Origin of the sequence: Pectobacterium sp. IFB5596 (genome assembly GCF_021432585.1) — a bacterium.
GTDB lineage: Bacteria > Pseudomonadota > Gammaproteobacteria > Enterobacterales > Enterobacteriaceae > Pectobacterium > Pectobacterium punjabense.
Genome location: NZ_LXFY01000012.1, coordinates 101,494 through 126,340 on the forward strand (window position 1 = coordinate 101,494; position 24,847 = coordinate 126,340).

22 protein-coding genes are annotated in these 24,847 nt (G+C 53.2%); 5 read left to right on the top strand and 17 right to left on the bottom strand.

Translation table 11 applies throughout. The annotated features are described in order from the left end of the window. Positions 1-38 precede the first annotated feature (38 nt). The 8 genes from sucD to sdhC form a co-directional block, all read right to left on the bottom strand. Complete coding sequence (gene sucD / locus A6301_RS10255) at positions 39-911, bottom strand: succinate--CoA ligase subunit alpha (protein ID WP_107169823.1); 873 nt, start codon at positions 909-911, stop codon at positions 39-41. Beyond that, on the bottom strand, positions 911-2,077 hold the full coding sequence (gene sucC, locus A6301_RS10260) for an ADP-forming succinate--CoA ligase subunit beta (protein WP_010285004.1): 1,167 nt from the start codon (positions 2,075-2,077) through the stop codon (positions 911-913). The genes sucD and sucC overlap by 1 nt, the downstream gene beginning before the upstream one ends. A gap of 327 nt (positions 2,078-2,404) precedes the next feature. Beyond that, positions 2,405-3,631: a 2-oxoglutarate dehydrogenase complex dihydrolipoyllysine-residue succinyltransferase gene (gene odhB, locus A6301_RS10265; RefSeq protein WP_205541682.1), complete on the bottom strand. Its 1,227-nt coding sequence runs from the start codon at positions 3,629-3,631 to the stop codon at positions 2,405-2,407. Between the two features lie 15 nt (positions 3,632-3,646). Continuing rightward, positions 3,647-6,454: a 2-oxoglutarate dehydrogenase E1 component gene (sucA, locus tag A6301_RS10270; protein WP_107169821.1), complete on the bottom strand. Its 2,808-nt coding sequence runs from the start codon at positions 6,452-6,454 to the stop codon at positions 3,647-3,649. 274 nt (positions 6,455-6,728) lie between these two features. Beyond that, on the bottom strand, positions 6,729-7,445 hold the full coding sequence (locus A6301_RS10275; RefSeq protein WP_107168269.1) for a succinate dehydrogenase iron-sulfur subunit: 717 nt from the start codon (positions 7,443-7,445) through the stop codon (positions 6,729-6,731). 16 nt (positions 7,446-7,461) lie between these two features. After that, on the bottom strand, positions 7,462-9,228 hold the full coding sequence (gene sdhA / locus A6301_RS10280; RefSeq protein ID WP_039535911.1) for a succinate dehydrogenase flavoprotein subunit: 1,767 nt from the start codon (positions 9,226-9,228) through the stop codon (positions 7,462-7,464). After that, a complete protein-coding gene (sdhD, locus tag A6301_RS10285) occupies positions 9,228-9,575 on the bottom strand; it encodes a succinate dehydrogenase membrane anchor subunit (protein WP_107168270.1) in 348 nt (115 codons plus the stop codon). The genes sdhA and sdhD overlap by 1 nt, the downstream gene beginning before the upstream one ends. Beyond that, on the bottom strand, positions 9,569-9,958 hold the full coding sequence (gene sdhC / locus A6301_RS10290; protein WP_039275597.1) for a succinate dehydrogenase cytochrome b556 subunit: 390 nt from the start codon (positions 9,956-9,958) through the stop codon (positions 9,569-9,571). Before sdhC ends, sdhD begins: the two co-directional genes overlap by 7 nt. A 649-nt stretch (positions 9,959-10,607) precedes the next feature. Here sdhC and A6301_RS10295 point away from each other — a divergent pair. After that, positions 10,608-11,894: a citrate synthase gene (locus A6301_RS10295; RefSeq protein WP_205541680.1), complete on the top strand. Its 1,287-nt coding sequence runs from the start codon at positions 10,608-10,610 to the stop codon at positions 11,892-11,894. Positions 11,895-11,967: 73 nt separating this feature from the next. On the opposite strand, the gene nei is transcribed toward A6301_RS10295, so the two are convergent. The 9 genes from nei to A6301_RS10340 form a co-directional block, all read right to left on the bottom strand. Continuing rightward, complete coding sequence (gene nei, locus A6301_RS10300; RefSeq protein WP_234257724.1) at positions 11,968-12,759, bottom strand: endonuclease VIII; 792 nt, start codon at positions 12,757-12,759, stop codon at positions 11,968-11,970. 49 nt (positions 12,760-12,808) lie between these two features. Then, positions 12,809-13,456, bottom strand: coding sequence for a pyroglutamyl-peptidase I (gene pcp, locus A6301_RS10305; protein ID WP_234257725.1), 648 nt, complete (start codon positions 13,454-13,456; stop codon positions 12,809-12,811). Between the two features lie 29 nt (positions 13,457-13,485). Continuing rightward, the gene (gene pxpA, locus A6301_RS10310) at positions 13,486-14,223 is read right to left on the bottom strand and encodes a 5-oxoprolinase subunit PxpA (protein ID WP_107168274.1); all 738 of its coding nucleotides are present in this window, start codon (positions 14,221-14,223) and stop codon (positions 13,486-13,488) included. Continuing rightward, positions 14,213-15,157, bottom strand: coding sequence for a 5-oxoprolinase subunit PxpC (gene pxpC, locus A6301_RS10315; protein ID WP_234257726.1), 945 nt, complete (start codon positions 15,155-15,157; stop codon positions 14,213-14,215). The genes pxpA and pxpC overlap by 11 nt, the downstream gene beginning before the upstream one ends. Next, entirely contained in the window at positions 15,151-15,807 is a 657-nt protein-coding gene (gene pxpB / locus A6301_RS10320) for a 5-oxoprolinase subunit PxpB (protein ID WP_107168276.1), read from the bottom strand. The genes pxpC and pxpB overlap by 7 nt, the downstream gene beginning before the upstream one ends. Positions 15,808-15,963: 156 nt before the next feature. Then, entirely contained in the window at positions 15,964-16,707 is a 744-nt protein-coding gene (locus A6301_RS10325) for a type 2 GTP cyclohydrolase I (RefSeq protein ID WP_234257727.1), read from the bottom strand. Continuing rightward, positions 16,700-18,178: a deoxyribodipyrimidine photo-lyase gene (phrB, locus tag A6301_RS10330; protein WP_234257728.1), complete on the bottom strand. Its 1,479-nt coding sequence runs from the start codon at positions 18,176-18,178 to the stop codon at positions 16,700-16,702. The genes A6301_RS10325 and phrB overlap by 8 nt, the downstream gene beginning before the upstream one ends. Before the next feature lie 21 nt (positions 18,179-18,199). Then, positions 18,200-19,159: a 2-thiouracil desulfurase family protein gene (locus A6301_RS10335; protein ID WP_107168279.1), complete on the bottom strand. Its 960-nt coding sequence runs from the start codon at positions 19,157-19,159 to the stop codon at positions 18,200-18,202. Between the two features lie 299 nt (positions 19,160-19,458). Then, a complete protein-coding gene (locus tag A6301_RS10340) occupies positions 19,459-19,665 on the bottom strand; it encodes a YbfA family protein (protein WP_010299142.1) in 207 nt (68 codons plus the stop codon). 421 nt (positions 19,666-20,086) lie between these two features. On the opposite strand from A6301_RS10340, the gene kdpF reads away from it, so the two are divergent. The 4 genes from kdpF to kdpC are packed head-to-tail and all read left to right on the top strand — an operon-like array spanning position 20,087 to position 24,619. Continuing rightward, on the top strand, positions 20,087-20,176 hold the full coding sequence (kdpF, locus tag A6301_RS10345) for a K(+)-transporting ATPase subunit F (RefSeq protein WP_014914657.1): 90 nt from the start codon (positions 20,087-20,089) through the stop codon (positions 20,174-20,176). Continuing rightward, on the top strand, positions 20,176-21,864 hold the full coding sequence (gene kdpA, locus A6301_RS10350) for a potassium-transporting ATPase subunit KdpA (RefSeq protein WP_234257729.1): 1,689 nt from the start codon (positions 20,176-20,178) through the stop codon (positions 21,862-21,864). The genes kdpF and kdpA overlap by 1 nt, the downstream gene beginning before the upstream one ends. A 15-nt stretch (positions 21,865-21,879) precedes the next feature. Beyond that, positions 21,880-24,024: a potassium-transporting ATPase subunit KdpB gene (kdpB, locus tag A6301_RS10355; RefSeq protein ID WP_107168281.1), complete on the top strand. Its 2,145-nt coding sequence runs from the start codon at positions 21,880-21,882 to the stop codon at positions 24,022-24,024. Between the two features lie 19 nt (positions 24,025-24,043). After that, the gene (kdpC, locus tag A6301_RS10360; protein WP_234257730.1) at positions 24,044-24,619 is read left to right on the top strand and encodes a potassium-transporting ATPase subunit KdpC; all 576 of its coding nucleotides are present in this window, start codon (positions 24,044-24,046) and stop codon (positions 24,617-24,619) included. Positions 24,620-24,847: the final 228 nt, after the last annotated feature.

Consider the following 24,847-nt stretch of genomic DNA (forward strand, 5'->3'; position numbering starts at 1 on the left):
CACCCGGAGGTGGCTAGTATGTTTAATCGAACAATCGATTAACGTGCTAATATTGCTTTTACGGCATCACCGATATCCGCCAGACTGCGAACGGTTTTGACACCGGCCGCTTCTAACGCTGCGAATTTATCGTCGGCAGTACCTTTACCACCGGCAATGATGGCGCCAGCATGGCCCATACGCTTGCCTTTCGGCGCAGTTACGCCCGCGATGTAACCAACAACGGGTTTAGTCACGTGCTCTTTAATATACGCTGCCGCTTCTTCTTCCGCCGTACCACCGATTTCACCAATCATGACGATGGCTTCTGTCTGTGGGTCCTGTTCAAACAGCTTCAGAATATCAATGAAGTTAGAACCTGGGATCGGGTCGCCGCCGATACCCACACAGCTGGACTGACCCAGCCCGGTATCAGTTGTTTGCTTCACGGCTTCATACGTCAGCGTACCTGAACGAGAAACGATACCGACTTTACCCGGCAGGTGAATATGGCCCGGCATAATACCGATCTTACATTCACCCGGTGTGATCACCCCTGGGCAGTTCGGACCAATCATCCGCACGCCGCTCTGATCAAGCTTCACTTTCACCGTCAGCATATCCAGCGTCGGGATACCTTCGGTGATACAGATGATCAACTCGATACCTGCGTCAATCGCTTCCAGAATGGAGTCTTTACAGAACGGAGCGGGAACGTAGATAACGGATGCCGTTGCGCCCGTCGCTTCTACCGCTTCACGTACCGTATTAAATACGGGCAGACCCAGATGTTCCGTGCCGCCTTTACCCGGCGTCACACCGCCAACCATTTGCGTACCGTAAGCAAGCGCTTGCTCAGAGTGGAATGTCCCCTGACTACCGGTAAAACCCTGACAGATAACTTTGGTATTTTTATTAATCAGAATGGACATTATTTACCCTCCACAGCTGCAACAACCTGCTGAGCAGCACCCGTCAGGCTGGTCGCGGCAATAATATTCAGGCCGCTATCCGCCAGTTTCTTGGCACCCAGCTCCGCATTGTTTCCTTCAAGACGTACCACAACCGGTACGTTAACACCCACTTCGGCTACGGCGCCGATGATGCCGTCAGCGATCAAATCGCAACGTACGATGCCACCAAAGATGTTAACAAAGACAGCTTTTACCTTGTCGTCAGACAGGATGATTTTGAACGCTTCAGTAACACGTTCTTTCGTCGCGCCGCCGCCAACATCGAGGAAGTTCGCAGGAGCACCACCGTGCAGTTTCACGATGTCCATCGTGCCCATCGCCAGACCAGCACCGTTGACCATGCAGCCAATGTTGCCGTCCAGCGCCACATAGTTCAATTCCCACTGTGCCGCATGCGCTTCACGGGAATCTTCCTGACTTGGGTCGCGCATTTCACGCAGCTCAGGCTGACGGAACAGGGCATTGCCGTCCGCACCCAGTTTGCCATCCAGACAGATCAGATCGCCCTGCTTGGTGATAACCAGCGGGTTAATTTCTACCAGCGCCAGATCGCGTTCCAGGAACAGCGTCGCCAGACCCATGAAGATTTTGGTGAACTGAGCAACTTGCTTACCGCTTAAGCCCAGTTTGAAAGCCAATTCACGGCCTTGATAAGGCTGTGGGCCTACCAGTGGATCGATGGCAGCTTTGTGGATCAGTTCCGGCGTCTCTTCCGCCACTTTTTCAATTTCTACGCCACCTTCGGTGGACGCCATGAACACCACGCGACGCGTGCCACGGTCAACAACTGCGCCCAGATAAAGCTCTTTGTCGATATCTGTCGCGGCTTCAACCAGAATCTGATGAACCGGCTGACCCTGCGCGTCAGTTTGATAAGTAACGAGTTTTTTACCCAGCCAGTTTTCAGCAAAGGCGCGGATATCTTCTTTATTGCTGACAACTTTAACGCCGCCCGCTTTACCGCGACCGCCTGCGTGAACCTGACATTTTACGACCCACGGACCCGCACCAATTTTAGACGCGGCTTCTTCCGCTTCACGCGGAGTGGTGCAGGCATAGCCGGTCGGTGCCGGTAAACCATATCGAGCAAAGAGTTGTTTTGCCTGATACTCGTGTAAATTCATGATGTTCTATCCATTTAGGTTTGGAGATAAGTCGGCAGACGGTTTTTCATCACCGAATCTTTCGGTAGAGAAAAGCGCCATTAACTCTCTGATATATTTGGATAACGCCGTTAAGAAAAAACGGCCTGCATAGCACATAATCTTGTCTATACCCTAAATAATTCGAGTTGCAGGAAGGCGGCGACACAGTGAATCCCCAGGAGCTTACACCAGTAAGTGACTGGGGTGAGCGAGGAAGGCCAACGCACATGCAGCTTGAAGTATAACGGGTATATCTTTTCGGGCGGAAACCGTCAGGGTTACCCGCCCGAAAGCCTATCTGTCGGACTAAACGTCTAACAGCAGACGCGCTGGATCTTCCAGCATCTCTTTCACAGTCACGAGGAAGCCAACGGATTCACGTCCATCGACCAAGCGGTGATCGTAAGACAGTGCCAGATACATCATCGGCAGAATAACTACCTGACCATCAACCGCCATCGGACGATCTTTAATGGCGTGCATACCCAGAATCGCACTCTGCGGTGGGTTGATGATTGGGGTAGACATCAGAGAGCCAAAGACGCCACCGTTGGTAATGGTGAAATTACCGCCCAGCAGTTCTTCAACCGTCAGTTTGCCGTCACGGCCTTTCACGGCCAGCTCTTTGATTCGCTTCTCGATATCGGCCATGCCCAGCGCATCGACATCACGCAGCACTGGCGTAACCAAGCCACGCGGGGTAGAAACCGCAATGCTGACATCGAAGTAGTTGTGGTAAACCACATCTTCGCCATCAATAGACGCATTCACTTCTGGATAACGCTTCAGCGCTTCGACCACGGCTTTGATGTAGAAGGACATGAAGCCCAGACGCACACCATGACGCTTCTCAAATGCATCGCCGTACTGCTTGCGCAGATCCATGATTGGCTGCATATTGATTTCGTTGAACGTCGTCAACATTGCCGTGCTGTTTTTCGCTTCCAGCAGACGCTCAGCAACACGCTTACGCAGACGCGTCATCGGCACGCGTTTTTCGCTGCGCGCGCCCAGAGCCGGTGCCGGAGAAGCGGCAGGCGCTTCAGACTTAGGCGCTTTACCAGACTCTTTCTTCTGGGCCGCCAAATGTTTATCCACGTCTTCACGGGTAATTCGACCGCCTACACCGCTGCCTTTGATAGCAGAAGCATCGAGATCGTGCTCTGCAATCAGACGGCGGATAGCCGGGCTGAGCGCGTCGCTGTTCTCTTCTTCCAGCCCAGCCGTATGACGCTGTGCCGGTGTTGATTCTTTGCTTTGTGATTTCTCGCTGGTTTCTTTACCAGAGCTGTCGCCACGACGAATGCGCCCCAGCAGTTGGCGAGACGTTACTGTTGCACCTTCCTCTTCCAACACGGCATCCAGAATACCGGCTTCAGAGGCAGGAACTTCCAGTACAACTTTGTCAGTTTCAATTTCAACCAGTACTTCATCGCGCTGGACGCTATCGCCTGGCTTTTTATGCCAGGTAGCCACCGTGGCGTCAGCGACGGATTCAGGCAGGTCGGGTACATGAATATCTACGCTACTCATTATCTATCCTTTTATTTAATCAACGTTCAGCGCGTCATCGACCAGATCTTGCTGTTGTTTCTGGTGTACGGACATATAGCCAACGGCGGGTGATGCAGACGCCGGGCGTCCTGCGTAACGTAAAGAAGCCCCAAACGGAATCACTTCACGGAAATGGTGCTGACTGCAATACCAAGCTCCCTGATTCAGCGGCTCTTCCTGACACCACACGAAATCGTGAACATGGGCAAACGATTCCAGCGCAGCTTGAACGGCCTGATGCGGGAACGGATAAAGCTGTTCGATACGAACGATAGCGACATCTTTTTGCTCGTTCTTGCGGCGCTGTTCCACCAAATCATAGTAGACCTTACCGGAACAAAGCACGACACGCTTCACGGCTGCTGGATCTAATTCTTCAACTTCACCAATCGCTGGCTGGAAGGAACCCTTTGCGAGTTCATCCAGTGAAGAGATCGCCAGCGGATGGCGCAACAGAGATTTTGGCGACATCACCACCAGAGGACGGCGCATACCGCGCAGCGCCTGACGGCGAAGCATGTGATAAACCTGCGCAGGTGTTGACGGAATACAGACCTGCATATTTTGCTCGGCGCAGAGTTGCAGATAACGCTCCAGTCTAGCAGACGAGTGCTCAGGGCCTTGGCCTTCGTAACCGTGCGGCAGCAGCATGACCAGACCACACATCCGACCCCACTTCTGCTCACCGGAACTGATGAACTGATCGATAACAACCTGCGCACCGTTAGCGAAGTCACCAAACTGCGCTTCCCAAATGGTCAGGGTGCGCGGTTCTGCCGTCGCATAGCCGTATTCAAACGCCAGAATCGCCTCTTCAGACAATACGGAGTCCCAAACATTGAACTCGCCCTGTCCGTTATGCACGTGGTTCAACGGCGTGTAGCTGGAACCGTTCTTCTGGTTATGCACGACAGCGTGGCGATGGAAGAACGTACCGCGACCGCTATCCTCACCAGACAGACGAATCGGAATCCCTTCATCAACCAAGGTAGCGTAGGCCAGCGTTTCTGCTCCACCCCAGTCAAAAGGTTTGTTTCCAGCGGCCATCTCAGCCCGGTCAGCATAGACTTTGGCAACGCGAGGATGAACGTCAATCCCTTCCGGCACTTCGCTGATACGCTTCGCCAGTTCCTGCAAACGTTTCATTTCTGTTGCGTGCGGATAAGGTTCATCCCACTCATGGTTCAGATACGGCGTCCAGGTAAAGGACTGCATATCCATCTGACGCCATTCTTCCACCACACATTCACCGGCATCCAGCGCATCGCGGTACAGGTTGACCATTTCGGTAGCATCTTCCAGCGTAATGGATTTTTCCTGCTCCAGACGATCGGCGTATACCTTACGCGGCGTCGGGTGTTTCTTGATCTTCTGGTACATCATCGGCTGCGTTGCACTTGGCTCGTCAGCTTCGTTATGACCATGACGGCGATAACAAATCAGATCGATGAACACATCGCGCTTAAACTCATTACGGAAATCCAGCGCCAGACGCGTAACAAACGCCACCGCTTCCGGGTCGTCTGCGTTAACGTGGAAAATCGGTGCCTGCACCATCTTGCCGATATCGGTACAGTATTCGGTGGAACGAATATCCAACGGGTTAGAGGTCGTGAAGCCGATACGGTTGTTGATAACAATACGTAGCGTACCGCCAACTTCATATCCACGCACTGTCGACATATTCAACAGTTCCTGCACCACCCCCTGACCACTCACTGCCGCATCGCCATGAATGGTGATTGGCAGAACACGCGGACCACTCTGGCTATTAAGACGATCAAGACGCGCACGAACCGATCCTGTCACCACCGGGCTGACGATTTCCAGGTGCGATGGGTTGAACGCCAACGCCAAGTGCACCAGACCACCCGCAGTCTCGAATTCAGACGAGAAGCCCTGATGATATTTCACGTCACCGGTACCCAAGTGTTCTTTATGCTTACCGGCAAACTCGTCGAACAGATCCTGAGATTTTTTGCCCAACACGTTGATCAGGACGTTGAGACGACCACGGTGCGCCATCCCCAATACCACTTCGCGAGTGTCGTTTGCACCCGCATGGCGAATCAGCTCTTTCAGCATCGGAACCAGTGCATCACCGCCCTCCAGCGAGAAACGCTTGGCACCGGGATATTTAGCCCCCAGGTAACGCTCCAGTCCTTCCGCTGCGGTTAACTCTTTCAGGAAACGGCGTTTCTCTTCTACCGTAAATGACGGTTGCCCCATTACCGATTCGATGCGTTGCTGTATCCAGCGTTTCTCTTCCGTGCTGGTCATATGCATATATTCCGCGCCGATAGAACCGCAATAAGTGCGTTTCAACGCGTCATACAGATCTTCCAGCTTCATGGTGTCTTTGCCAATAGCAAAAGAACCCACGTTGAAGGATTCCTGCAAATCATCCTGCGTCAGGTTATGGTAATCCAGATCCAGTTCTGCAACGGGTTCCTGAGGACGCAGGAAGATCGGGTCCAGGTTAGCTTGCTGATGTCCACGGAAGCGGAACGCATTGATCAGCTGCAATACCTTGACCTGCTTAGCATCAATATCGGGATCGGTGACTGACGAGGTAAAGCGCGAAGCGTCTTTCGCCAGACGGCGGAAATATTCACGCGTTTTGGAATGGAGTTGATCCGGTTTGACCCCACTCGTAGGCAATTGCTGGAAGATCGAGCGCCAGCTATGTTCGATCGAGTCAGGATCGGTTAAAAAATCTTCATAGAGTTGCTCTATGTAGGACTGATTCGCACCCGCCAAATAGGAGGAATCCAGCCAGGCCTTCATCGCGCCGTTCTGCATTATGATCCCTTAAGCTAATAAGCTTCAGTTTTCGCCGTGGTTAACATGTAATTAGTGTCCGTATATCGTGTGCCGTACAAACGGTTCACTTGTCGTACATCGGTACGTGCTTAGAGTATCCATCCCCCTAAGGAACCTTTAAAAACCGGTTCTGGCGCGTAAGCCGGTTTTTAAAGGTTTCCTGCGCTCCCTCTGAAGAATAGCAACTTCAGAGGGAGATACATGTTTTACTACTTAATCTTTATGCAATAACGCCTTACGTAATGGCTATCCGCTACGCGCTACGATGCAACAGCATAGATTTAATATGGCCAATAGCCTTGGTCGGGTTCAACCCTTTCGGACAAACATTGACGCAGTTCATGATGCCGTGGCAACGGAAGACGCTGAACGCATCGTCCAGATCGTCCAACCGTGGCTTAGTTTCCGTATCACGGCTGTCAATCAGGAAACGGTACGCTGCCAGCAATCCCGCAGGCCCAACGAACTTATCCGGGTTCCACCAGAACGACGGGCAAGACGTTGAGCAGCAAGCACACATAATGCACTCATACAACCCATCCAGCTTGGCACGTTGCTCAGGCGATTGCAGATGCTCACGCGCTGGCGGATTTTTCCCATTATTCAACAGGTAAGGCTTTATTTTCTCATATTGGGCATAGAACTGTCCCATGTCTACTACCAAATCACGGACAACCGGTAATCCGGGTAGAGGACGGATAACAATTTTGCTTTTTCCGCGCCGTAACGCGGAAACAGGCGTAATACAGGCCAGCCCATTCTTACCGTTCATGTTAACGCCGTCAGAACCACAGACGCCTTCACGGCAGGAGCGACGGAATGAGAGCGTTGGATCTTGCTCTTTCAGCAGCATCAGCGCATCCAGCAGCATCATGTCGCGGCCTTCTTCCGCCTCCAACTGGTAATCCTGCATCCGCGGAGCATCATCAACATCCGGGTTATAACGATAAATGGAAAATTCGAGTTTCATCGTTTGATCTCCGCAATTAATAAGTACGTACTTTCGGCGGGAACGCCGGACGCAGTTTAGGCTGCATGTTCACCTCACGGCGCGTCATGCTGTCGGTTTGCGGCAGATACAACGAATGGCACAGCCAGTTTTCATCGTCGCGCTCTGGGTAGTCAAAGCGGCTATGCGCACCACGGCTTTCGGTACGGAAGTTAGCGGAAACTGCCGTTGCATACGCGGTTTCCATCAGGTTATCCAATTCCAGACACTCGATGCGCTGGGTATTGAATTCACTTGAGGTGTCATCCAGACGCGCATTTTTCAGGCGCTCACGGATCACTTTCAGCTCTTCCAGCCCTTTAGCCATTGCATCGCCTTCGCGGAAGACCGAGAAGTTATTCTGCATACAGGATTGCAGCGCTTTGCGAATTTCAACCGGATCTTCCCCTGAACGGGTATTGTTCCAGCGGTTCAGACGGTCGAGAGAGGCTTCAATATCGGACTCGCTGGCATCACGGCTTTCGCCCTGCTCGTTCAACGACTCTTGCAGGTGAATACCCGCCGAACGGCCGAATACCACCAGATCGAGCAGCGAGTTACCGCCCAGACGGTTAGCACCATGAACCGAAACGCAGGCAATTTCACCCACGGCAAACAGCCCTGGAATCACCACATCTTCGCCTTTCTCATTCACCGTCAATGCCTGACCGCTCACTTTGGTAGGAATACCGCCCATCATGTAGTGGCAGGTTGGGATAACCGGAATCGGCTCTTTCACCGGGTCAACGTGAGCAAATGTGCGAGACAGTTCCAGAATACCCGGCAAACGGGATTCCAAAACATCTTTACCCAGATGGTCCAGTTTCAGCTTAGCATGTGGTCCCCACGGGCCTTCACAGCCGCGGCCTTCACGAATTTCGATCATGATGGAACGGGCAACAACGTCACGGCCAGCCAGATCTTTCGCGTTTGGCGCATAACGTTCCATGAAACGTTCACCATGCTTGTTCAGCAGGTAACCGCCTTCGCCACGGCAACCTTCAGTCACCAGCACACCCGCACCCGCGATACCCGTTGGGTGGAACTGCCACATTTCCATGTCTTGCAACGGAACGCCCGCACGCAGTGCCATGCCCACGCCATCGCCAGTATTAATGTGTGCATTGGTGGTGGACTGATAGATACGGCCCGCACCACCGGTTGCCAGCACCGTTGCTTTCGCTTTGAAATAGACAACTTCACCGGTTTCGATACAGATCGCCGTACAACCGACAACCGCACCATCCTGATTTTTCACCAGATCGAGGGCATACCACTCGGAGAAGATAGTGGTGTGATTTTTCAGGTTCTGCTGATATAGCGTGTGCAGCAGCGCATGGCCTGTACGGTCAGCGGCTGCGGCGGTACGTGCAGCCTGCTCGCCGCCAAAATTCTTGGATTGACCACCGAACGGACGCTGATAAATGCTGCCATCATCCAGACGGGAGAACGGTAACCCCATGTGTTCCAGTTCCAGAATCGCTTCCGGGCCGGTTTTACACATATATTCAATTGCGTCCTGATCGCCAATGTAATCTGACCCTTTTACGGTGTCATACATGTGCCATTCCCAGTTATCCTCATGAGTATTACCCAACGCAACGGTAATACCACCCTGCGCGGACACGGTATGAGAACGGGTTGGGAACACTTTAGATAACAGGGCACAGGACAGGCCCATTTGGGAGATTTGCAGCGCGGCGCGCATACCTGCGCCACCTGCGCCAACAACGACTGCATCAAATTCTCTGACTGGCAAATTCATCACGCACCCCACACCACAACAGTTCCATAAATGACGTACACCAACAGCGCTACCACAATTGCCAACTGTAAAGTCAGGCGTAAGGCCAGCGGTTTAATGTAGTCGGTCAGCACTTGCCACATCCCTATCCAGGCATGAACCAGAATGGAAAATAACGTTAGCAGTGTGAATACTTTGGTGAGGGCCATCGCGAAGAAACCACGCCAGATTTCATAAGTGATGTCGCCAGCCGTAGCAATAAAACCAATAAGATAAATTACATACAGAACAATGACGATGGCGGAAGCGCGAATCAGTAACCAATCGTGTACGCCATTGCGTCCTAACGCAGAAGCATTGCTTACCATACGAGGACTCCAGCCAGAATTGAAAGCACGACAGTAATAATAAAGGAGATATTTGCAGAACGCTTACCTGCGGCAAGGTCTTCTTCTATATAGCCAAAATCCATCAACAGGTGACGTATCCCACCAACAATGTGATAAGCCAGCGCGACGAGGATGCCCCAAACGATAAATTTGACGATGAAGCTATCCATAATTTCCGCAGCACGCAGGAACCCTTCCTCTGAAGAAAGAGAAGTGCCTAACAGCCACAGTAAAATACCGACAGCGACAAAGGTGATAACGCCGGAGACGCGGTGAAGAATAGATGCTATCGCAGTAACGGGAAACTGGATCGTCTGCAATTCCAGATTGACAGGTCTTTGTTTTTTCACAGATTTGCCCACACAGCTTTTATTATTGTTTCTTCCTCCGGGCCTGATGTGAGGTCAGACAGCATGAAAGTTACAGCCCTGAGAGTGGGTTTATGATACGCGCTCAAACATCGACATTCCGGTGTCTAAACAGCGCATGATCCTTTCATACTGGGTGCTCCTACTGCAGGGTGATTCCGGAGACCTGGCGGGAGTATAGGTCCTTCACATTCCTATTACAATTCCCATACAAACTGTTTGGTGACATTTGCCCCGAACAGTGATTTAGATCACGAACTTCACAATTTATATAAAATTAATTATCTGATTTGACAAAACTTCAACATTTCAATTACAACTAGGGGATTGAATTTCTTATGATGTGTTAAAGCACGGCGGGACACTTCCACACTGGCGTAACTTATGTAACAGTGAAGAGAGTCCACGTAAAAGTCATAGGTAATGGCTACAATCTATTCAGAACGTGATTAATTATCTGATAATTGTTAATCGCCTGGAGAACGAATTTTTCATCCTGAATGCGGCTACCCGCCTTACTCTGTATCCTATTTGACGACTGTGTCACGACAGAGTTTCACCGGCCATTACTCGTCCGGTGCACAGGCATGACGGTATTTCTTCAGTGAGAATTTTTAAAATTAAAGCGCTAAGGAGACTGTAAATGGCTGATAAAAAAGCAACACTTACCCTAGAAGGTAAAGAACCGATTGAGCTAAATGTCCTATCTGGTACGCTAGGATATGATGAGATTGATATTCGTCCCCTCGGTTCCAAAGGTTACTTCACATTTGACCCAGGCTTTACCTCTACCGCATCTTGCGAATCAAAAATTACCTATATCGACGGCGACGAAGGCATCCTGCTCCACCGTGGCTTCCCGATTGCCCAACTAGCTGAAAAATCTAATTATCTTGAAGTTTGTTATATCCTGTTGTTCGGTGAAGTCCCAACGGTCGAACAATATGAGACTTTCAAGACAACGGTAACGCGTCACACCATGATCCATGAGCAGATTACCCGTCTGTTCCACGGTTTCCGTCGTGATTCACATCCAATGGCCGTTTTATGCGGTGTCACCGGCGCACTGGCGGCGTTTTACCACGATTCTCTCGACATTAATATCGAGCGTCACCGCGAAATCGCGGCCTATCGCCTGCTGTCGAAAATGCCGACCGTCGCTGCGATGTGCTATAAATATTCTCTGGGTCAGCCGTTTGTTTATCCGAAAAACAACCTGTCCTACGCGGGTAATTTCCTGCACATGATGTTCTCCACCCCTTGTGAAGAATATGTTGTGAACCCGGTGCTGGAACGCGCCATGGATCGCATTCTTATCCTGCATGCCGATCACGAACAAAACGCTTCAACCTCGACCGTGCGTACGGCGGGTTCGTCCGGTGCAAACCCATTTGCCTGTATCGCCGCGGGGATCGCCTCGCTGTGGGGACCTGCACACGGCGGCGCGAACGAAGCCTGTCTGCGTATGCTGGAGGAAATCAGCAGTGTGGAACACATCCCGGCGTTTATCGAACGTGCAAAAGATAAGAACGACTCCTTCCGCCTGATGGGCTTCGGTCACCGTGTGTACAAAAACCACGATCCGCGCGCCACCGTCATGCGTGAAACCTGCCATGAAGTGCTGAAAGAATTGGGCAGAAAAGACGATCTGCTGGAAGTGGCGATGGAACTGGAAAACATCGCGCTGAACGACCCGTACTTCATTGAGAAGAAACTGTACCCGAACGTGGACTTCTACTCCGGTATCATCTTGAAAGCGATGGGTATTCCGTCTTCCATGTTTACCGTTATCTTCGCGATGGCGCGTACTGTAGGCTGGATTGCGCACTGGAACGAAATGCACGACGACGGCATCAAAATTGCCCGTCCACGTCAGCTGTACACCGGCTACGACAAACGTGACTTCTCGTCCAACCTGAAACACGATTAATCCATTCAGCATGTGCAATAAGGCCGGGCTATCCGGCCTTTGTTGTTTCAGAACCGAATTTCTCTTACTTCTACTACCTCTGGCAGTGCGGGCACCAATAAAACGGGCGCGATGACAGCATCGTTCTTTCAATGGTTCCACCGCAGCGCTCACAGCTTTCCCCTTCACGATGGAAAACCTTGAACGAGAAAATTGCACCATGATGGTGGTTTTCATCAACGGTGCCGCGCGTGTTGTAGGACAGCCGGGGAATATCTAGCAGCGCTCGACTCAGTGTCTGCAACTGTTCTTCATTCAGCTGCGACGCCGTATGTTGAGGTGCCAGTCGGGCCTGCCAGAGAATCTCAACGCGCAGATAATTTCCCAACCCCGCGAGAAAAGCCTGATCCAACAACAGCCCACTGAACTGGCGACGACGAAAACGCGGTAGCAACAAACGCTCACAGACCTGTTCCGGCGTCAGCGACAGATCCAACACATCCGGGCCAATACGTTGCAGAAAAGGATGTGTCGAGAGCGTCTCCGGCGTCAGCATTTCAATATCGGATGCACTGTAAAGCAGAATAGCGCGATCCTGCGTTTCCAGCCGGATGCGCAAATCTCGTTTTGTTTCCGGCGACTCACCCGCATTCACCACTCGCCACACGCCATAAAGCTGATTGTGGCTATACAGCACCCGATCGTTGCTAAAATAGGTCAGCAGCGCCTTCCCCCGTGTTTCGATCTGCCTGACCTGCTGCCCAACCAATTGTGTTTCGTACGGCTTCAGTTCTGGAAACGCAAACCAGACACGCGTCAGCGTTTTCCCCACCACTGCCTCAACTAGCTTATCGGCCGCCCGGCGAATTTCCGGTCCTTCCGGCATACTTTACTCCCTGAAAATCAAACGCTCTGCGACAGAGCAATTCACCAGACTAATGTAATGAACCACCAGTTAGTGCCACATCACCCTGCTGCATCAGCGACTGCTTGATCATCACTTCCAGCGCCGTTGTGACTAGCGACGTAGGCATACTCGGCTCACCGGGATGATGAGCAGCCTGTTCCGGCGAATAGGGAATATGCACAAAACCACCCCGTACCACATCTCCCTGCTGATGGAGGTGGTGTAAGAGCCCGTACATCACGTGATTGCAGACAAACGTCCCCGCAGTTTGCGATATTGCCGCGGGAATACCCGCCACGCGTAATGCCTGTACCAGCGCTTTCACCGGCAGCGTCGAGAAATACGCCGCTGGCCCGTTTTTTACCACGGGCGTATCAATCGGCTGGTTGCCTCGGTTATCAGGAATTCGAGCATCATTAATGTTAATCGCCACACGTTCGACGGTAATATCGGCACGGCCGCCTGCCTGTCCCACCGCGATCACCACTTCCGGCTGCCATTCAGTCATCGCACGGTAAAGTTGTTCCAGTGACAGGTCGAAGACGCAAGATAAACGGCAAGCCACCACGCGTGCACCGCCGACCTCGCGCTGATGAAGGACTTTTACCGCTTCCCAGGAAGGGTTAATCGCTTCCCCCCCAAAAGGTTCAAACGCCGTAATTAAAACGGTTTTCATCTGTTATCCCTGTCATACAAAAATAATGATTACGCGGCAGAAACCGCTATCTGATGCTGGCTAAAACAGTGTCGCAATTTGCGAGCAAACAACAGCGCATGCTGCCCATCGCCGTGAATACATACGGTATCAGCTTGTACATTCACCCAGGAACCGTCGATCGCCCTCACCCGCTGGCGTTGAATCATTTCCAACGTCTGCGCCAGCGCCAGTTCATCGCTGTTAATCAATGCCCCAGCCTGAGTACGTGGCACCAGCGCCCCGTCTGGCAGATAGCAGCGATCGGCGAACACTTCCTGACGCGTTTCTAGCCCCAGTCGTTTTCCAGCGCGGATTAGCTCACTTCCCGCCAGCCCAACCAAACGCAATGCCGGATTGACGACCTTCACCGCCTTGGCTACCGCATCAGCTAGCCCTGGCTGGCTGGCAGCCTGATTGTAAAGCATACCGTGAGGCTTTACGTGCGACAGCATTCCCCCTTCAGCAGCAACGATCGCGCTGAGCGCACCAAGCTGATAGACCATCTGCGCAAAGACAATTTCTGCGGGTACATTCATCGCCTTGCGACCAAAATTTTCACGATCGAGAAAACTTGGGTGAGCGCCAAGCGCGACCCCATAGCCCATCCCCCAGCGTACTGACTGGCGCATGGTCTGTGCATCACCGGCGTGAAATCCACAGGCAATATTGGCCGATGTCACCAACTTCAGTAGCGCTTCATCGTTCTCACCGCCCTCGCCCAAATCAGCATTTAGATCAATAATCATGCAGCCTCCACGCCAATTGTTCGAGGTAACGCCGCTGTTCTTCTGCGGCTTTTTGCGCCTGAGCGGGCGTACAGTGAATAAAATGTATCGGTTCACCGAGCCGGATTTGCGCCAAATGGAATAAATCCGCTTCAATCACACTCGCAATACGCGGGTAACCGCCGGTGGTCTGCGCATCCGCCAGCAGGACAATAGGATGACCATTGTGGGGAACCTGCACGACGCCCGGCAGCAACCCATGTGAAGGTAGCTCGCGCGGTTTATTACCTGATGACGTAGTGCGCTGTAGCTCAGCCCCCACCAAACGATATCCCATGCGGTTACTTTGCGGGCTCAACTGCCAGGAGGTGCGCCAGAACAACTCCTGCATCTCTTCGCTGAACTCCTGATATTCAGGCCCCGGTAATGCCCGCACACGGTTGCTGAATAACAACTGCTTAATACCCACTTCTCGCGTCAATTCACGAATCGGCGTTCCCAGCGGAAGTTCATCGCCATCCATCAGCAAGCGTCCGTCAAAGCCCCCAAAACCAGCTTTCAAATCGGTACTGCGCGAACCCAGTGCCTCCGGCACATCAACACCACCAGACAGAGCCAGATAGCTGCGCATTCCATTACGCGGCAGGCGCATTTTCAACGTTTGCCCCGGCTTCACGGCGAAGCGCCAGCCTGTCCAGAGCGGCTTGCCATCGAGGTCGGCATGGCAATCCGCACCGGTCAGCGCCACCCAGCAGGCGGTGGTGAATGTTGCGGTAAACTTGCCCAGCGTAATTTCCAGCGCGGCCGCATTCTCCGCGTTGCCCACCAGCAGGTTAGCCATTTGCAGAGCAGGCAGATCGAGTGCACCTGACTGGCTGATGCCCAAACGACGAAAACCGACGCGACCGCCGTCTTGCACTGACGTATGCAATCCGGCATGGATAACTTTCAGCATACGCCCTCCTTCTGTGGCAGAAACCGAACGTTATCCCCAGGGCGCAACAGCGTTGGCGGCATCGTTTGCGGGTTGAACAGCTTCAATGAGGTGCGGCCAATTAATTGCCAACCACCCGGTGTCGCCAGCGGATAAATCCCCGTTTGCGCACCGCCAATCCCAACCGATCCAGCGGGCACACTCAGGCGCGGCTCGGCGCGACGCGGCATATGCAATTTCTCATTTAACCCACCGAGGTAGGCAAAGCCCGGCTGGAAGCCCAAAAAGTAGACCACGTACTGTGCAGCCGCATGCGCTTCCACAACCTGGCTCGCCGACAGGCCACTGTAAGCGGCAACTTCTGTCAGATCCGGCCCCGCTTCTCCACCATAAACAACGGGAATGTCGATGTCGCGCGGGTCAAACACTAGCGACTCACTCTCCTCCCACCAGCGCTGTAAACGCTCAATCGCATCCAGCGCCATCTGTTGCGGATGTGCCAACAGCACCGTCAGATTGTTCATGCCCGGGATCGCTTCCAGCACCTCTTCATGGTGATTCAAGCGCTCGGCAAGCCCCCATATTCGCTGCTGGCTCTCCAGAGACATAGGCGGTTCCAGTTCCAGAACAACAGCCCTCTCGCCCAGAAGGTAACACCGTGCTCGTTGCAATCTTTCCTCCTGAATCACGTTTTATCCATCATGGTGAACATGGCTAAATGATTAGCACTGCTTACTGTTCTGTTTTCTTCTCAATAGCGAAGCAACAACGATGCCAACATCAAAAATACGCCATCATTCCTGTGCGATACCGATATTTTCAGCCCATCAGGCCGGGTTAGGAATATCAATAAATGTCACATCAAAACCATGTTGCGTCGCCAACCATTCGCCCAACGCACGAATGCCGCCGCGCTCGGTAGCGTGGTGTCCGGCAGCGAAGAAGTGCAGCCCCATCTCGCGAGCAATATGGATGGTTTGCTCAGACACTTCACCAGTAATAAAGGCATCAACGCCGAACCGGGCCGCTTGTTCAATAAACCCTTGGCCGCCACCGGTACACCAGGCCACACGCTGTATCTGTTGCGGTGCATTATCCCCACAATGCAGCACGGTGCGCCCCAGCCGCTTTTCTACGCGACGGCAAAATGCCTCTGCTGTCATGGGCTGCACCAGCTCGCCATACGGCACCAGCGGTTCGATCATGCCCTGCACCTGAATCTCAAGCAGCGCAGCCAACTGTGCGTTATTCCCCAATTCCGGGTGTGCATCCAGCGGCAGATGATAGCCGTATAGGTTGATATCATTGAGCAGCAGCGTTTTCAGTCGGTTACGCTTCATGCCACAGACTATTTGCGGTTCGTTTTTCCAAAAATAGCCGTGGTGAACCAGAATCGCATCGGCCTGCTTTTCTACCGCCGCATCCAACAGCGCCTGTGAGGCCGTTACGCCCGTCACAATGCGTTTGATTTCGGCACGTCCCTCAACCTGTAAACCATTAGGCGAGTAATCCTGAAACGCCGCGGTACTCAGCTTCTCGTTAATGACCCTTTCCAATTCCGTATTACGCATACTTACTCTTCTCTTCTCGATCGTTATTCGCCATACCGGTATTTTTTGCCGCTTCAAATGCCGCCAACGTATCCTGACGGGCGGTTTTGTGGTCGACGATGGGCAGCGGATAGCTCAGCTTAAAATGTTGTTTGTCGGCCCAGCGATGGGGCTGATGAATGTCTTTATCCGGCACGGCGGCCAATTCGGGTAGCCAGTGACGAATAAACCGACCGTCGGGATCAAAACGCTCGCCCTGCGTTGTCGGATTAAAAATACGAAAATAAGGTGCCGCATCGGTGCCGGTCGAGGCAGCCCACTGCCAGCCGCCGTTATTCGCCGCCAGATCGCCATCCAGCAGTTGCGACATAAAGTAGCGCTCGCCTTCACGCCAATCGATCAGTAAATCTTTGACGAGAAAGCTGGCGCAGATCATACGCAATCGATTATGCATCCACCCCGTTTCATTCAGTTGACGCATCGCGGCGTCTACAATCGGATAGCCAGTTTTCCCCTGTTGCCAGGCCGCTAAATCCTCCGGCGATTCCCGCCATTTCACCCACTGCGTCCACGCAGTAAATGGACGGTGTTTACACAACTGCGGCCAGGAGACGATCAGGTGACGGTAAAATTCACGCCAGACTAGCTCGTTAAACCAGGTAAATGCTCCGCCTTCACGCCGTTCCAGCATCTCTGGGCACTCAGTGCGCAGGCGGTTAAAACATTGGCGCGGCGATACCATTCCAAGTGCCAGATACGGCGACAGTTTACTGGTGCCTGGCTGCGCGGGGAAATCCCGCTGTTGGTCGTAATCCTGTACCTGCTCTCGGCAAAAACGGCGTAATTGTTGCAAAGCAGCACGTTCGCCACAGGGGAAATCATCGTTATCCACCTCACACTGTGGATAGCTGAACGGCACCAGTGCCACCGTGTGATTGATCGGTTCACCGCGAACATCCGGTGCCGGTACACACGTGGTATCCGCCTCCAGCAAGCGTTTGATAAAAGCCTGACGAAATGGCGTAAATACTTTATACATCTCGCCGTTGCCCGTCAGCACGCTTCCCGGCGGCAGCAACAGGCTGTCATGGTAGCCATGGCAAACCACGCTCTCCGCCAGTCGCGCTTTCACCTGCTTATCACGTAGGCGCTCGTTGATTTCATACTGATAATTGTAAAAAAGATCGGAGGCCTGCTGCTGCGCACAAAACTGCACTAGCCAATCAACCGACGCCGCAAAATCAGCACATTCGTGGTAATGCAACGGGATGCCTTTCTCGGCTAGCGCATGCTGTACCAACGTCAGGTTCTCTAGCAGAAAAGCCGCCTGACGCGGTGCCATATCATGCTGCTTCCACTGCGCAGGCGTCGCGATGAATACCGCCAGCACGGTCGCATTCGGATTCTGACAGGCCGCATACAGCGCCAGATTATCGGTAACGCGCAGATCATTGCGCAGCCAGACAACATGTGTAACGACAGGCGTGGTCATGAAACTCCTCAGGCGATCAAATTAGTGTCCATAACGCAGGCGCAATGCTTCCGGGTACGGCTCAAAGTAACGCTGCTGAGCCAGATACGCATCGGGGTATTCCGCCATGTAATGTTTTAGCAATGTGATCGGTGCCAATAGCGGCTGCAAACCCTGTCGATAGCGATCGATAAGCTGCGCCAGTTCCTGTCGCTGTTGAGAATTTAGCTGGCGTCGGAAGTAGCCCTGAACATGCATCAGCACATTGGTGTGGTTACGTCGCGTCGCAGGGGTTGATAGCAGCTTCATCAACCGCATTCGGTATTCAACAATATAGTCTTCCAGCGATTCCCACTTATCGATTCCCGCAACAAATGGCCCCAGCTCGCGATATTCCGGCTGAGAGTGCGCCAACAGCAGTAATTTATAGCGGCTATGAAAGGCAATAAGCGCACCACGGCTCAGCCCGTTTTGCCATAGCTGATTCAGTTCGTGCAGCGCATAAACGCGCTCAATGAAATTTTCCCGCAAGCCGGGATCTTGCAGACGCCCATCTTCCTCAACCGGCAGCCAAGGCATTTGCCGCATCAACTCCTGCGTAAACAGGCCTATTCCGCTTTTACGCGCATCCTTTTGCGCTTCATCGTAAACCTTCACGCGCTCCATGCCACAGCTTGGCGATTTCGCGCAGACGATATAACCGCATAAATGCTGAAGTTGACTGACTTTGTCAGCAGAAAACACCGTCATCTGCTGGGTGACATCCAGCGGTGAGCCATTGCTGGCGCGTAGTGTGATGTGGCTTTCCCCTTCGCGCACCAGCCTGAGTGCCGGACGCGGCACCGGTAAACCAATTGCCATTTCCGGGCAGACCGGCTCAAAACGAAAATAAGGTGCCAATTGTTCAGCAGCAAACGTCAAGCGCTTGTGTCCACCATCAAACCGCACGGGATTACCGAGCAGGCAGGCGCTGATACCAACAGGGATGAGTTCGAGCGTCATGATTTATCCTTATACCCGTCATAGTTCAAGCTGTATGTGCGTTGGCATTCTGCAAACCCTCTGACCAGCATAGCGGATTTCACCGCGATTCAGTGCAGTCACAGCAAAGAATAAAGTAATAAATCATAAGATTGGAAAGGGATAATGGGATAGCTGGCGGGAAAGGAAAGGGGCAGACAGCATCGGAGGATCGCTTAACCGATACCCCATCAATAAAATGCCGTTCATTTTTCGTGTTTATCTGCCATTCCCATTTTAGGTATACAGCAGATAAACACGACAGATCTTACACACTAGCCTTAATAAAAATCGCAGGCAGCCGCTTCAGACTGCGCCATCCATACGGGTTTATCGCTGGTTTTCAGCCAGACACGGTGTAAATAGCTGTAAAAACGTGCCCGATCGCGACGGAACAGCATCACCGGTAATGCCAACACGCCGATAGCAACCACAGCGGCGCGACGCAGGAGAATACGGTGCAAGGGATAAGTAGTATAAAGCGACATAACGATCCTCCTCTGGGATAAGCACCCTTGTTCAGCGGCGCTTTTCATAACGATAAAATAAGAACTGTGATATTGGTTAAAATTTTACCGCCTTTCCTGAAAGTTTACTACTCATCTGACCAGTAAAAGATGAAATAATCGCCAATTTTTTCGCCATCACGTTATTAGGTTACAATAACGTTAAAAATAAATTCACCATTGGTTAATTTGTGGTTTTAAATTGGATCACTTTACTCCCTCCGCTTAATTCCCTTTTCTCGCCGCAGACGATTTTGTTAACCCCGTAACGCCACTCACCTCTCCGCCGCCTACTTTTCATCCCATTTTTATACTTTTTTTACGCTCGCAGATGGGAAATTTGCACCTTCTTTTCCTGCGTTTTCCTACTCTGACGCTGTCTATTTTGTTCTGGAGGTGTGTTGTGACGCTTAGCATCGTCTTAGGCGGCCTACTCGTGCTGCTGTTACTGGTCTATCTGGTTTATGCCTTATTGAAGGCGGAGGAATTCTGATGGCCGCTGACGCTTTTTTACTGATCTTCGGTCTGCTGCTCACAGTGCTGATCGTCGCTCAGCCGTTGGGTCGCGGGCTGGCTCATCTGATTGAGGGCGAAACAGGGACGCTCCTGCAAAAATTCGAAACGGGGGCGGCACGTTTCCTTGCCTTAGATACAACGGAGATGCGCTGGCAGCAGTATGCGGCGGCTATTCTAACTCTTAATCTGATCGGTATTATCGTCCTGTTCGTGCTGCTAATGGCGCAGGGCTACCTGCCGCTTAACCCAGAAAATATGCCGGGTCTGTCGTGGCATTTGGCGTTAAACACGGCAGTCAGCTTTGTCACCAACACCAACTGGCAGGCTTACAGCGGTGAAAACACGCTGAGCTACCTGAGCCAGATGGTTGGCCTAACGGTACAAAACTTCCTGTCTGCCGCGAGCGGCATCGCCGTGGCCTTCGCGTTAATCCGCGCGTTTTCCCGTCGCTGCGTCGACACGCTGGGCAACGCGTGGCTCGATCTGTTTCGCATCACGCTGTACGTGCTGCTGCCGCTGTCCCTGCTGCTGGCGCTGTTTTTTGTTAGCCAGGGCGTGCTGCAAAACTTACTGCCTTATCAGCACTTAACCACGCTGGACGGCACACCCCAAACGCTGCCGATGGGGCCCGTTGCCTCACAGGAAGCGATTAAACTGCTCGGCACCAACGGCGGCGGCTTCTTTGGTGCCAACTCGGCTCACCCATTTGAAAATCCGACCGCGCTGAGCAACATCGTGCAAATGCTGGCGATCCTGCTGATTCCTACTGCACTGTGCTTCGCCTTTGGTAAAGCCGTCAGCGACAACCGTCAGGGCCATGCACTGCTGTGGGCCATGGGGCTAATCTTTATCGTCGCGGCAGCCGTAGTGATGAAGATGGAGGTCACCGGTAATCCCCATCTGCTGGCATTAGGCGCGGATAGCAGTGCGAATCTGGAAGGCAAGGAGACACGCTTTGGCATTCTGACGTCCAGCCTGTATGCCGTTGTCACCACGGCGACGTCGACAGGTGCAGTGAACGCCATGCACGACTCCTTCACCGCGCTCGGCGGCATGGTTCCTATGTGGTTGATGCAAATTGGCGAAGTCGTGTTCGGCGGCGTCGGCTCAGGGCTGTACGGCATGCTGCTGTTCGTGCTTCTGACCGTCTTTATTGCCGGCCTGATGATTGGCCGCTCGCCGGAATATCTGGGTAAAAAAATCGAAGTCTACGAGATGAAGATGACGGCACTGGCGATTCTGATTCCTCCTGCGCTGGTGCTGATCGGCACGGCGCTGGCACTGAGTACGGAAGCTGGGCGCAGCGGCATTCTGAACCCCGGCGCGCACGGCTTTAGCGAAGTGCTCTATGCAGTGTCCTCCGCCGCGAACAACAACGGCAGCGCGTTTGCTGGCCTGAGCGTCAACACGCCGTTCTACAACGTTCTGCTCGCTGTCGCCATGCTGCTGGGCCGCTTTGCCGTCATGATCCCCGTGCTGGCTATCGCCGGTTCGCTGGTGGTGAAAAAGCGCCAGCCGGAAAGCAAAGGTTCACTGTCTACCCGTAGTCCGCTGTTTATCGGCATGCTCATCGCCATCGTTCTACTGATTGGTGCGCTGACATTTATCCCTGCACTGGCGTTAGGGCCAGTTGCTGAACATTTACAGTTCGGCCTGACTCACTAAGGCTGGAGACTTTTTATGACTCGTCACACGATGAATCATCAGGCAACACCGGAACCCACCTCATTACAACAGGGTGAGGTCTCCCGCCACGTTGGCAAACGTAAACAGCAAACGCTGTTTGACAGCTCGTTAATCCGTTCGGCACTGAAAGAGGCGCTGAAGAAACTCGACCCACGCGTGCAATGGCGTAATCCAGTCATGTTTGTGGTGTACCTCGGTAGTCTGCTGACAACCCTCGTCTGGTTAGTTATTCTGGCAGGCAAAGCGGAAGGCAATGCCGTGTTTACCGGGCTGGTGTCACTCTGGCTATGGTTTACCGTGCTGTTTGCCAACATGGCCGAAGCGCTGGCGGAAGGTCGCAGCAAAGCACAGGCTAATGCGCTGAAAGGTGTAAAAAAAACCAGTTGGGCGAACAAACTCTCTGCACCGAATCACGATGCCAGTTCGGAATCGGTTCCGGCCGACAGCCTGCGTAAAGGCGATATCGTGCTGGTAAGCGCGGGGGAAACCATCCCGTGCGACGGTGAAGTACTGGAAGGCGGCGCGTCCGTCGATGAAAGCGCTATTACCGGGGAATCTGCCCCCGTCATCCGCGAGTCCGGCGGCGATTTCGCTTCCGTCACTGGCGGTACGCGCGTGCTGTCCGACTGGCTGGTGATTCAGTGTAGCGTCAACCCCGGCGAAACGTTTCTCGATCGAATGATCGCCATGGTCGAAGGTGCACAGCGTCGAAAAACGCCGAACGAAATCGCGCTGACTATTTTGTTGATCGAACTTACGCTCATCTTCCTGTTGGTCACCGCCACGCTCTACCCGTTTTCCTGGTTCGGCGTGCAGGCGAATCACAGCGGTGATGTCGTCGGTGTGACGGTGCTTGTCGCCCTGCTCGTCTGCTTGATCCCAACTACCATCGGCGGCCTGCTATCAGCAATCGGCGTGGCGGGGATGAGCCGGATGTTAGGGGCTAACGTGATTGCCACCAGCGGGCGGGCAGTTGAAGCGGCGGGCGATATCGATGTTCTGCTGCTGGATAAAACCGGCACCATTACACTCGGTAACCGTCAGGCTTCCGCCTTCCTGCCTGCGCCGGGCGTCACTGAGCAAGCGCTGGCTGATGCCGCACGCCTCGCTTCCTTAGCCGATGAAACGCCCGAAGGGCGCAGCATCGTGGTGCTGGCAAAGCAGCGCTTTAATTTGGCAGATCAGGATCTCACCTCGCTGGACGCCACTTTTGTTCCCTTTACGGCGCAAACACGTATGAGCGGTGTCAATTTCGGTCAGCGCACCATTCGTAAAGGTGCCGTCGATGCTCTGCGCCGCTACATTGAAGCAAACAACGGCGATTTCCCGCATCAGGTCGAAGAAGCGGTATCCAATGTGGCACGCAGCGGAGGAACGCCGCTGGTCGTTGCGGAAGGCAAACGCGTGCTTGGCGTGGTGGAACTGAAAGATATCGTGAAAAGCGGCATTAAGGCGCGTTTCGCCGAGCTACGCAATATGGGGATCAAAACCGTGATGATCACCGGCGACAACCCGCTCACGGCGGCGGCTATTGCCGCAGAAGCGGGCGTTGATGATTTTCTGGCGGAAGCCACACCGGAAACCAAGCTGGCGTTGATTCGCCAATATCAAGCCGAAGGTCGGCTGGTGGCGATGACTGGCGATGGCACTAACGATGCGCCCGCACTGGCGCAGGCAGACGTGGCCGTTGCCATGAATTCCGGTACGCAGGCAGCGAAAGAAGCGGGCAACATGGTCGATCTGGATTCCAACCCAACCAAGCTGATCGAAGTGGTGCATATCGGCAAGCAGATGCTGATGACGCGAGGTTCGCTGACGACGTTCAGTATCGCCAACGACGTGGCGAAATATTTCGCCATTATCCCGGCCGCTTTTGCTGCGACCTATCCGCAGCTCAATGCGCTAAACGTGATGCAGTTGCACTCCCCTACCTCGGCCATGCTCTCGGCAGTCATCTTCAATGCGTTGATTATTGTCTTTCTGATCCCGCTGGCGCTCAAAGGGATTAGCTATCGCCCCATGAGCGCGGCGGCACAGCTAAGCCGCAATCTGTGGATTTATGGTCTTGGCGGGCTGCTGGTGCCGTTCCTCGGTATCAAGCTCATTGATATGTTACTGACCGGGCTGAATCTGGCTTAAGGACTGACGGGTATACGCTATGCGCTATTTACGTTCTTCTTTGTTTTTATTCTTGTTATTACTGCTGTTTACCGGTCTGGCGTACCCGCTGCTGACCACCGTGCTGGCACAGTGGCTGTTCCCGACACAGGCAAACGGATCGCTGATTTACCGTGATGATGCCGTCGTCGGCTCATCCCTGATCGGGCAGCCGTTCAATCGTGCTGGCTATTTTCAGGGACGTCCCTCCGCAACATCAGATGCGCCTTATAACGCACTGGCGTCCGGTGGTAGCAATCTGGCGGCCAGCAACCCAGTGCTCGATCAGCAGATAAGCGAACGCGCCACTCGTTGGTATCAGGTAGTCGGCAATCAGCAGCCCATTCCTACCGAGCTGGTGACAGCATCCGGCAGCGGGCTGGACCCGCAGATTTCCCCAGAGGCGGCACGCTATCAGGCACTTTACGTCGCACAGGCCAGAGGGCTGTCGCTCCAGCAGATACAACACTTGATCGATCGCTTTACTGAGACCAGCAAGCCTGCGTTCATTGGGCAGCCGACGGTCAATGTCCTGTTGTTAAATCTGGCGCTGGATAAGGAAAAGCCACTGCCGTAATCGACAGTGCGTTACTATTAATCATCATACCCGTCATACTTCAAGCTGCTTGTGCGTTGGCTGCCCTTAAATACTCGGCCCGTCGTGGGCCTCGCCCTAAAGGGCCAACGCTCTGCGTTGTTCAAAACGCTAACGTTTTGTCATGCAACTCGAATTATTTAGGGTATATACGGGGAGCCAGATTCCCCGCCGTCTTTGCTGCGGCCTGACCACGTTTCAGGCCTCGCT

What these genes read in the sequence shown, in the direction of transcription:
- sucD (WP_107169823.1), bottom strand. Translation starts at nt 911, where the DNA reads ATGTCCATTCTGATTAATAAAAATACCAAAGTTATCTGTCAGGGTTTT.
- sucC (WP_010285004.1), bottom strand. Translation starts at nt 2,077, where the DNA reads ATGAATTTACACGAGTATCAGGCAAAACAACTCTTTGCTCGATATGGT.
- odhB (WP_205541682.1), bottom strand. Translation starts at nt 3,631, where the DNA reads ATGAGTAGCGTAGATATTCATGTACCCGACCTGCCTGAATCCGTCGCT.
- sucA (WP_107169821.1), bottom strand. Translation starts at nt 6,454, where the DNA reads ATGCAGAACGGCGCGATGAAGGCCTGGCTGGATTCCTCCTATTTGGCG.
- A6301_RS10275 (WP_107168269.1), bottom strand. Translation starts at nt 7,445, where the DNA reads ATGAAACTCGAATTTTCCATTTATCGTTATAACCCGGATGTTGATGAT.
- sdhA (WP_039535911.1), bottom strand. Translation starts at nt 9,228, where the DNA reads ATGAATTTGCCAGTCAGAGAATTTGATGCAGTCGTTGTTGGCGCAGGT.
- sdhD (WP_107168270.1), bottom strand. Translation starts at nt 9,575, where the DNA reads ATGGTAAGCAATGCTTCTGCGTTAGGACGCAATGGCGTACACGATTGG.
- A6301_RS10295 (WP_205541680.1), top strand. Translation starts at nt 10,608, where the DNA reads ATGGCTGATAAAAAAGCAACACTTACCCTAGAAGGTAAAGAACCGATT.
- nei (WP_234257724.1), bottom strand. Translation starts at nt 12,759, where the DNA reads ATGCCGGAAGGACCGGAAATTCGCCGGGCGGCCGATAAGCTAGTTGAG.
- pcp (WP_234257725.1), bottom strand. Translation starts at nt 13,456, where the DNA reads ATGAAAACCGTTTTAATTACGGCGTTTGAACCTTTTGGGGGGGAAGCG.
- pxpA (WP_107168274.1), bottom strand. Translation starts at nt 14,223, where the DNA reads ATGATTATTGATCTAAATGCTGATTTGGGCGAGGGCGGTGAGAACGAT.
- pxpC (WP_234257726.1), bottom strand. Translation starts at nt 15,157, where the DNA reads ATGCTGAAAGTTATCCATGCCGGATTGCATACGTCAGTGCAAGACGGC.
- A6301_RS10325 (WP_234257727.1), bottom strand. Translation starts at nt 16,707, where the DNA reads ATGCGTAATACGGAATTGGAAAGGGTCATTAACGAGAAGCTGAGTACC.
- phrB (WP_234257728.1), bottom strand. Translation starts at nt 18,178, where the DNA reads ATGACCACGCCTGTCGTTACACATGTTGTCTGGCTGCGCAATGATCTG.
- A6301_RS10335 (WP_107168279.1), bottom strand. Translation starts at nt 19,159, where the DNA reads ATGACGCTCGAACTCATCCCTGTTGGTATCAGCGCCTGCCTGCTCGGT.
- A6301_RS10340 (WP_010299142.1), bottom strand. Translation starts at nt 19,665, where the DNA reads ATGTCGCTTTATACTACTTATCCCTTGCACCGTATTCTCCTGCGTCGC.
- kdpA (WP_234257729.1), top strand. Translation starts at nt 20,176, where the DNA reads ATGGCCGCTGACGCTTTTTTACTGATCTTCGGTCTGCTGCTCACAGTG.
- kdpB (WP_107168281.1), top strand. Translation starts at nt 21,880, where the DNA reads ATGACTCGTCACACGATGAATCATCAGGCAACACCGGAACCCACCTCA.
- kdpC (WP_234257730.1), top strand. Translation starts at nt 24,044, where the DNA reads ATGCGCTATTTACGTTCTTCTTTGTTTTTATTCTTGTTATTACTGCTG.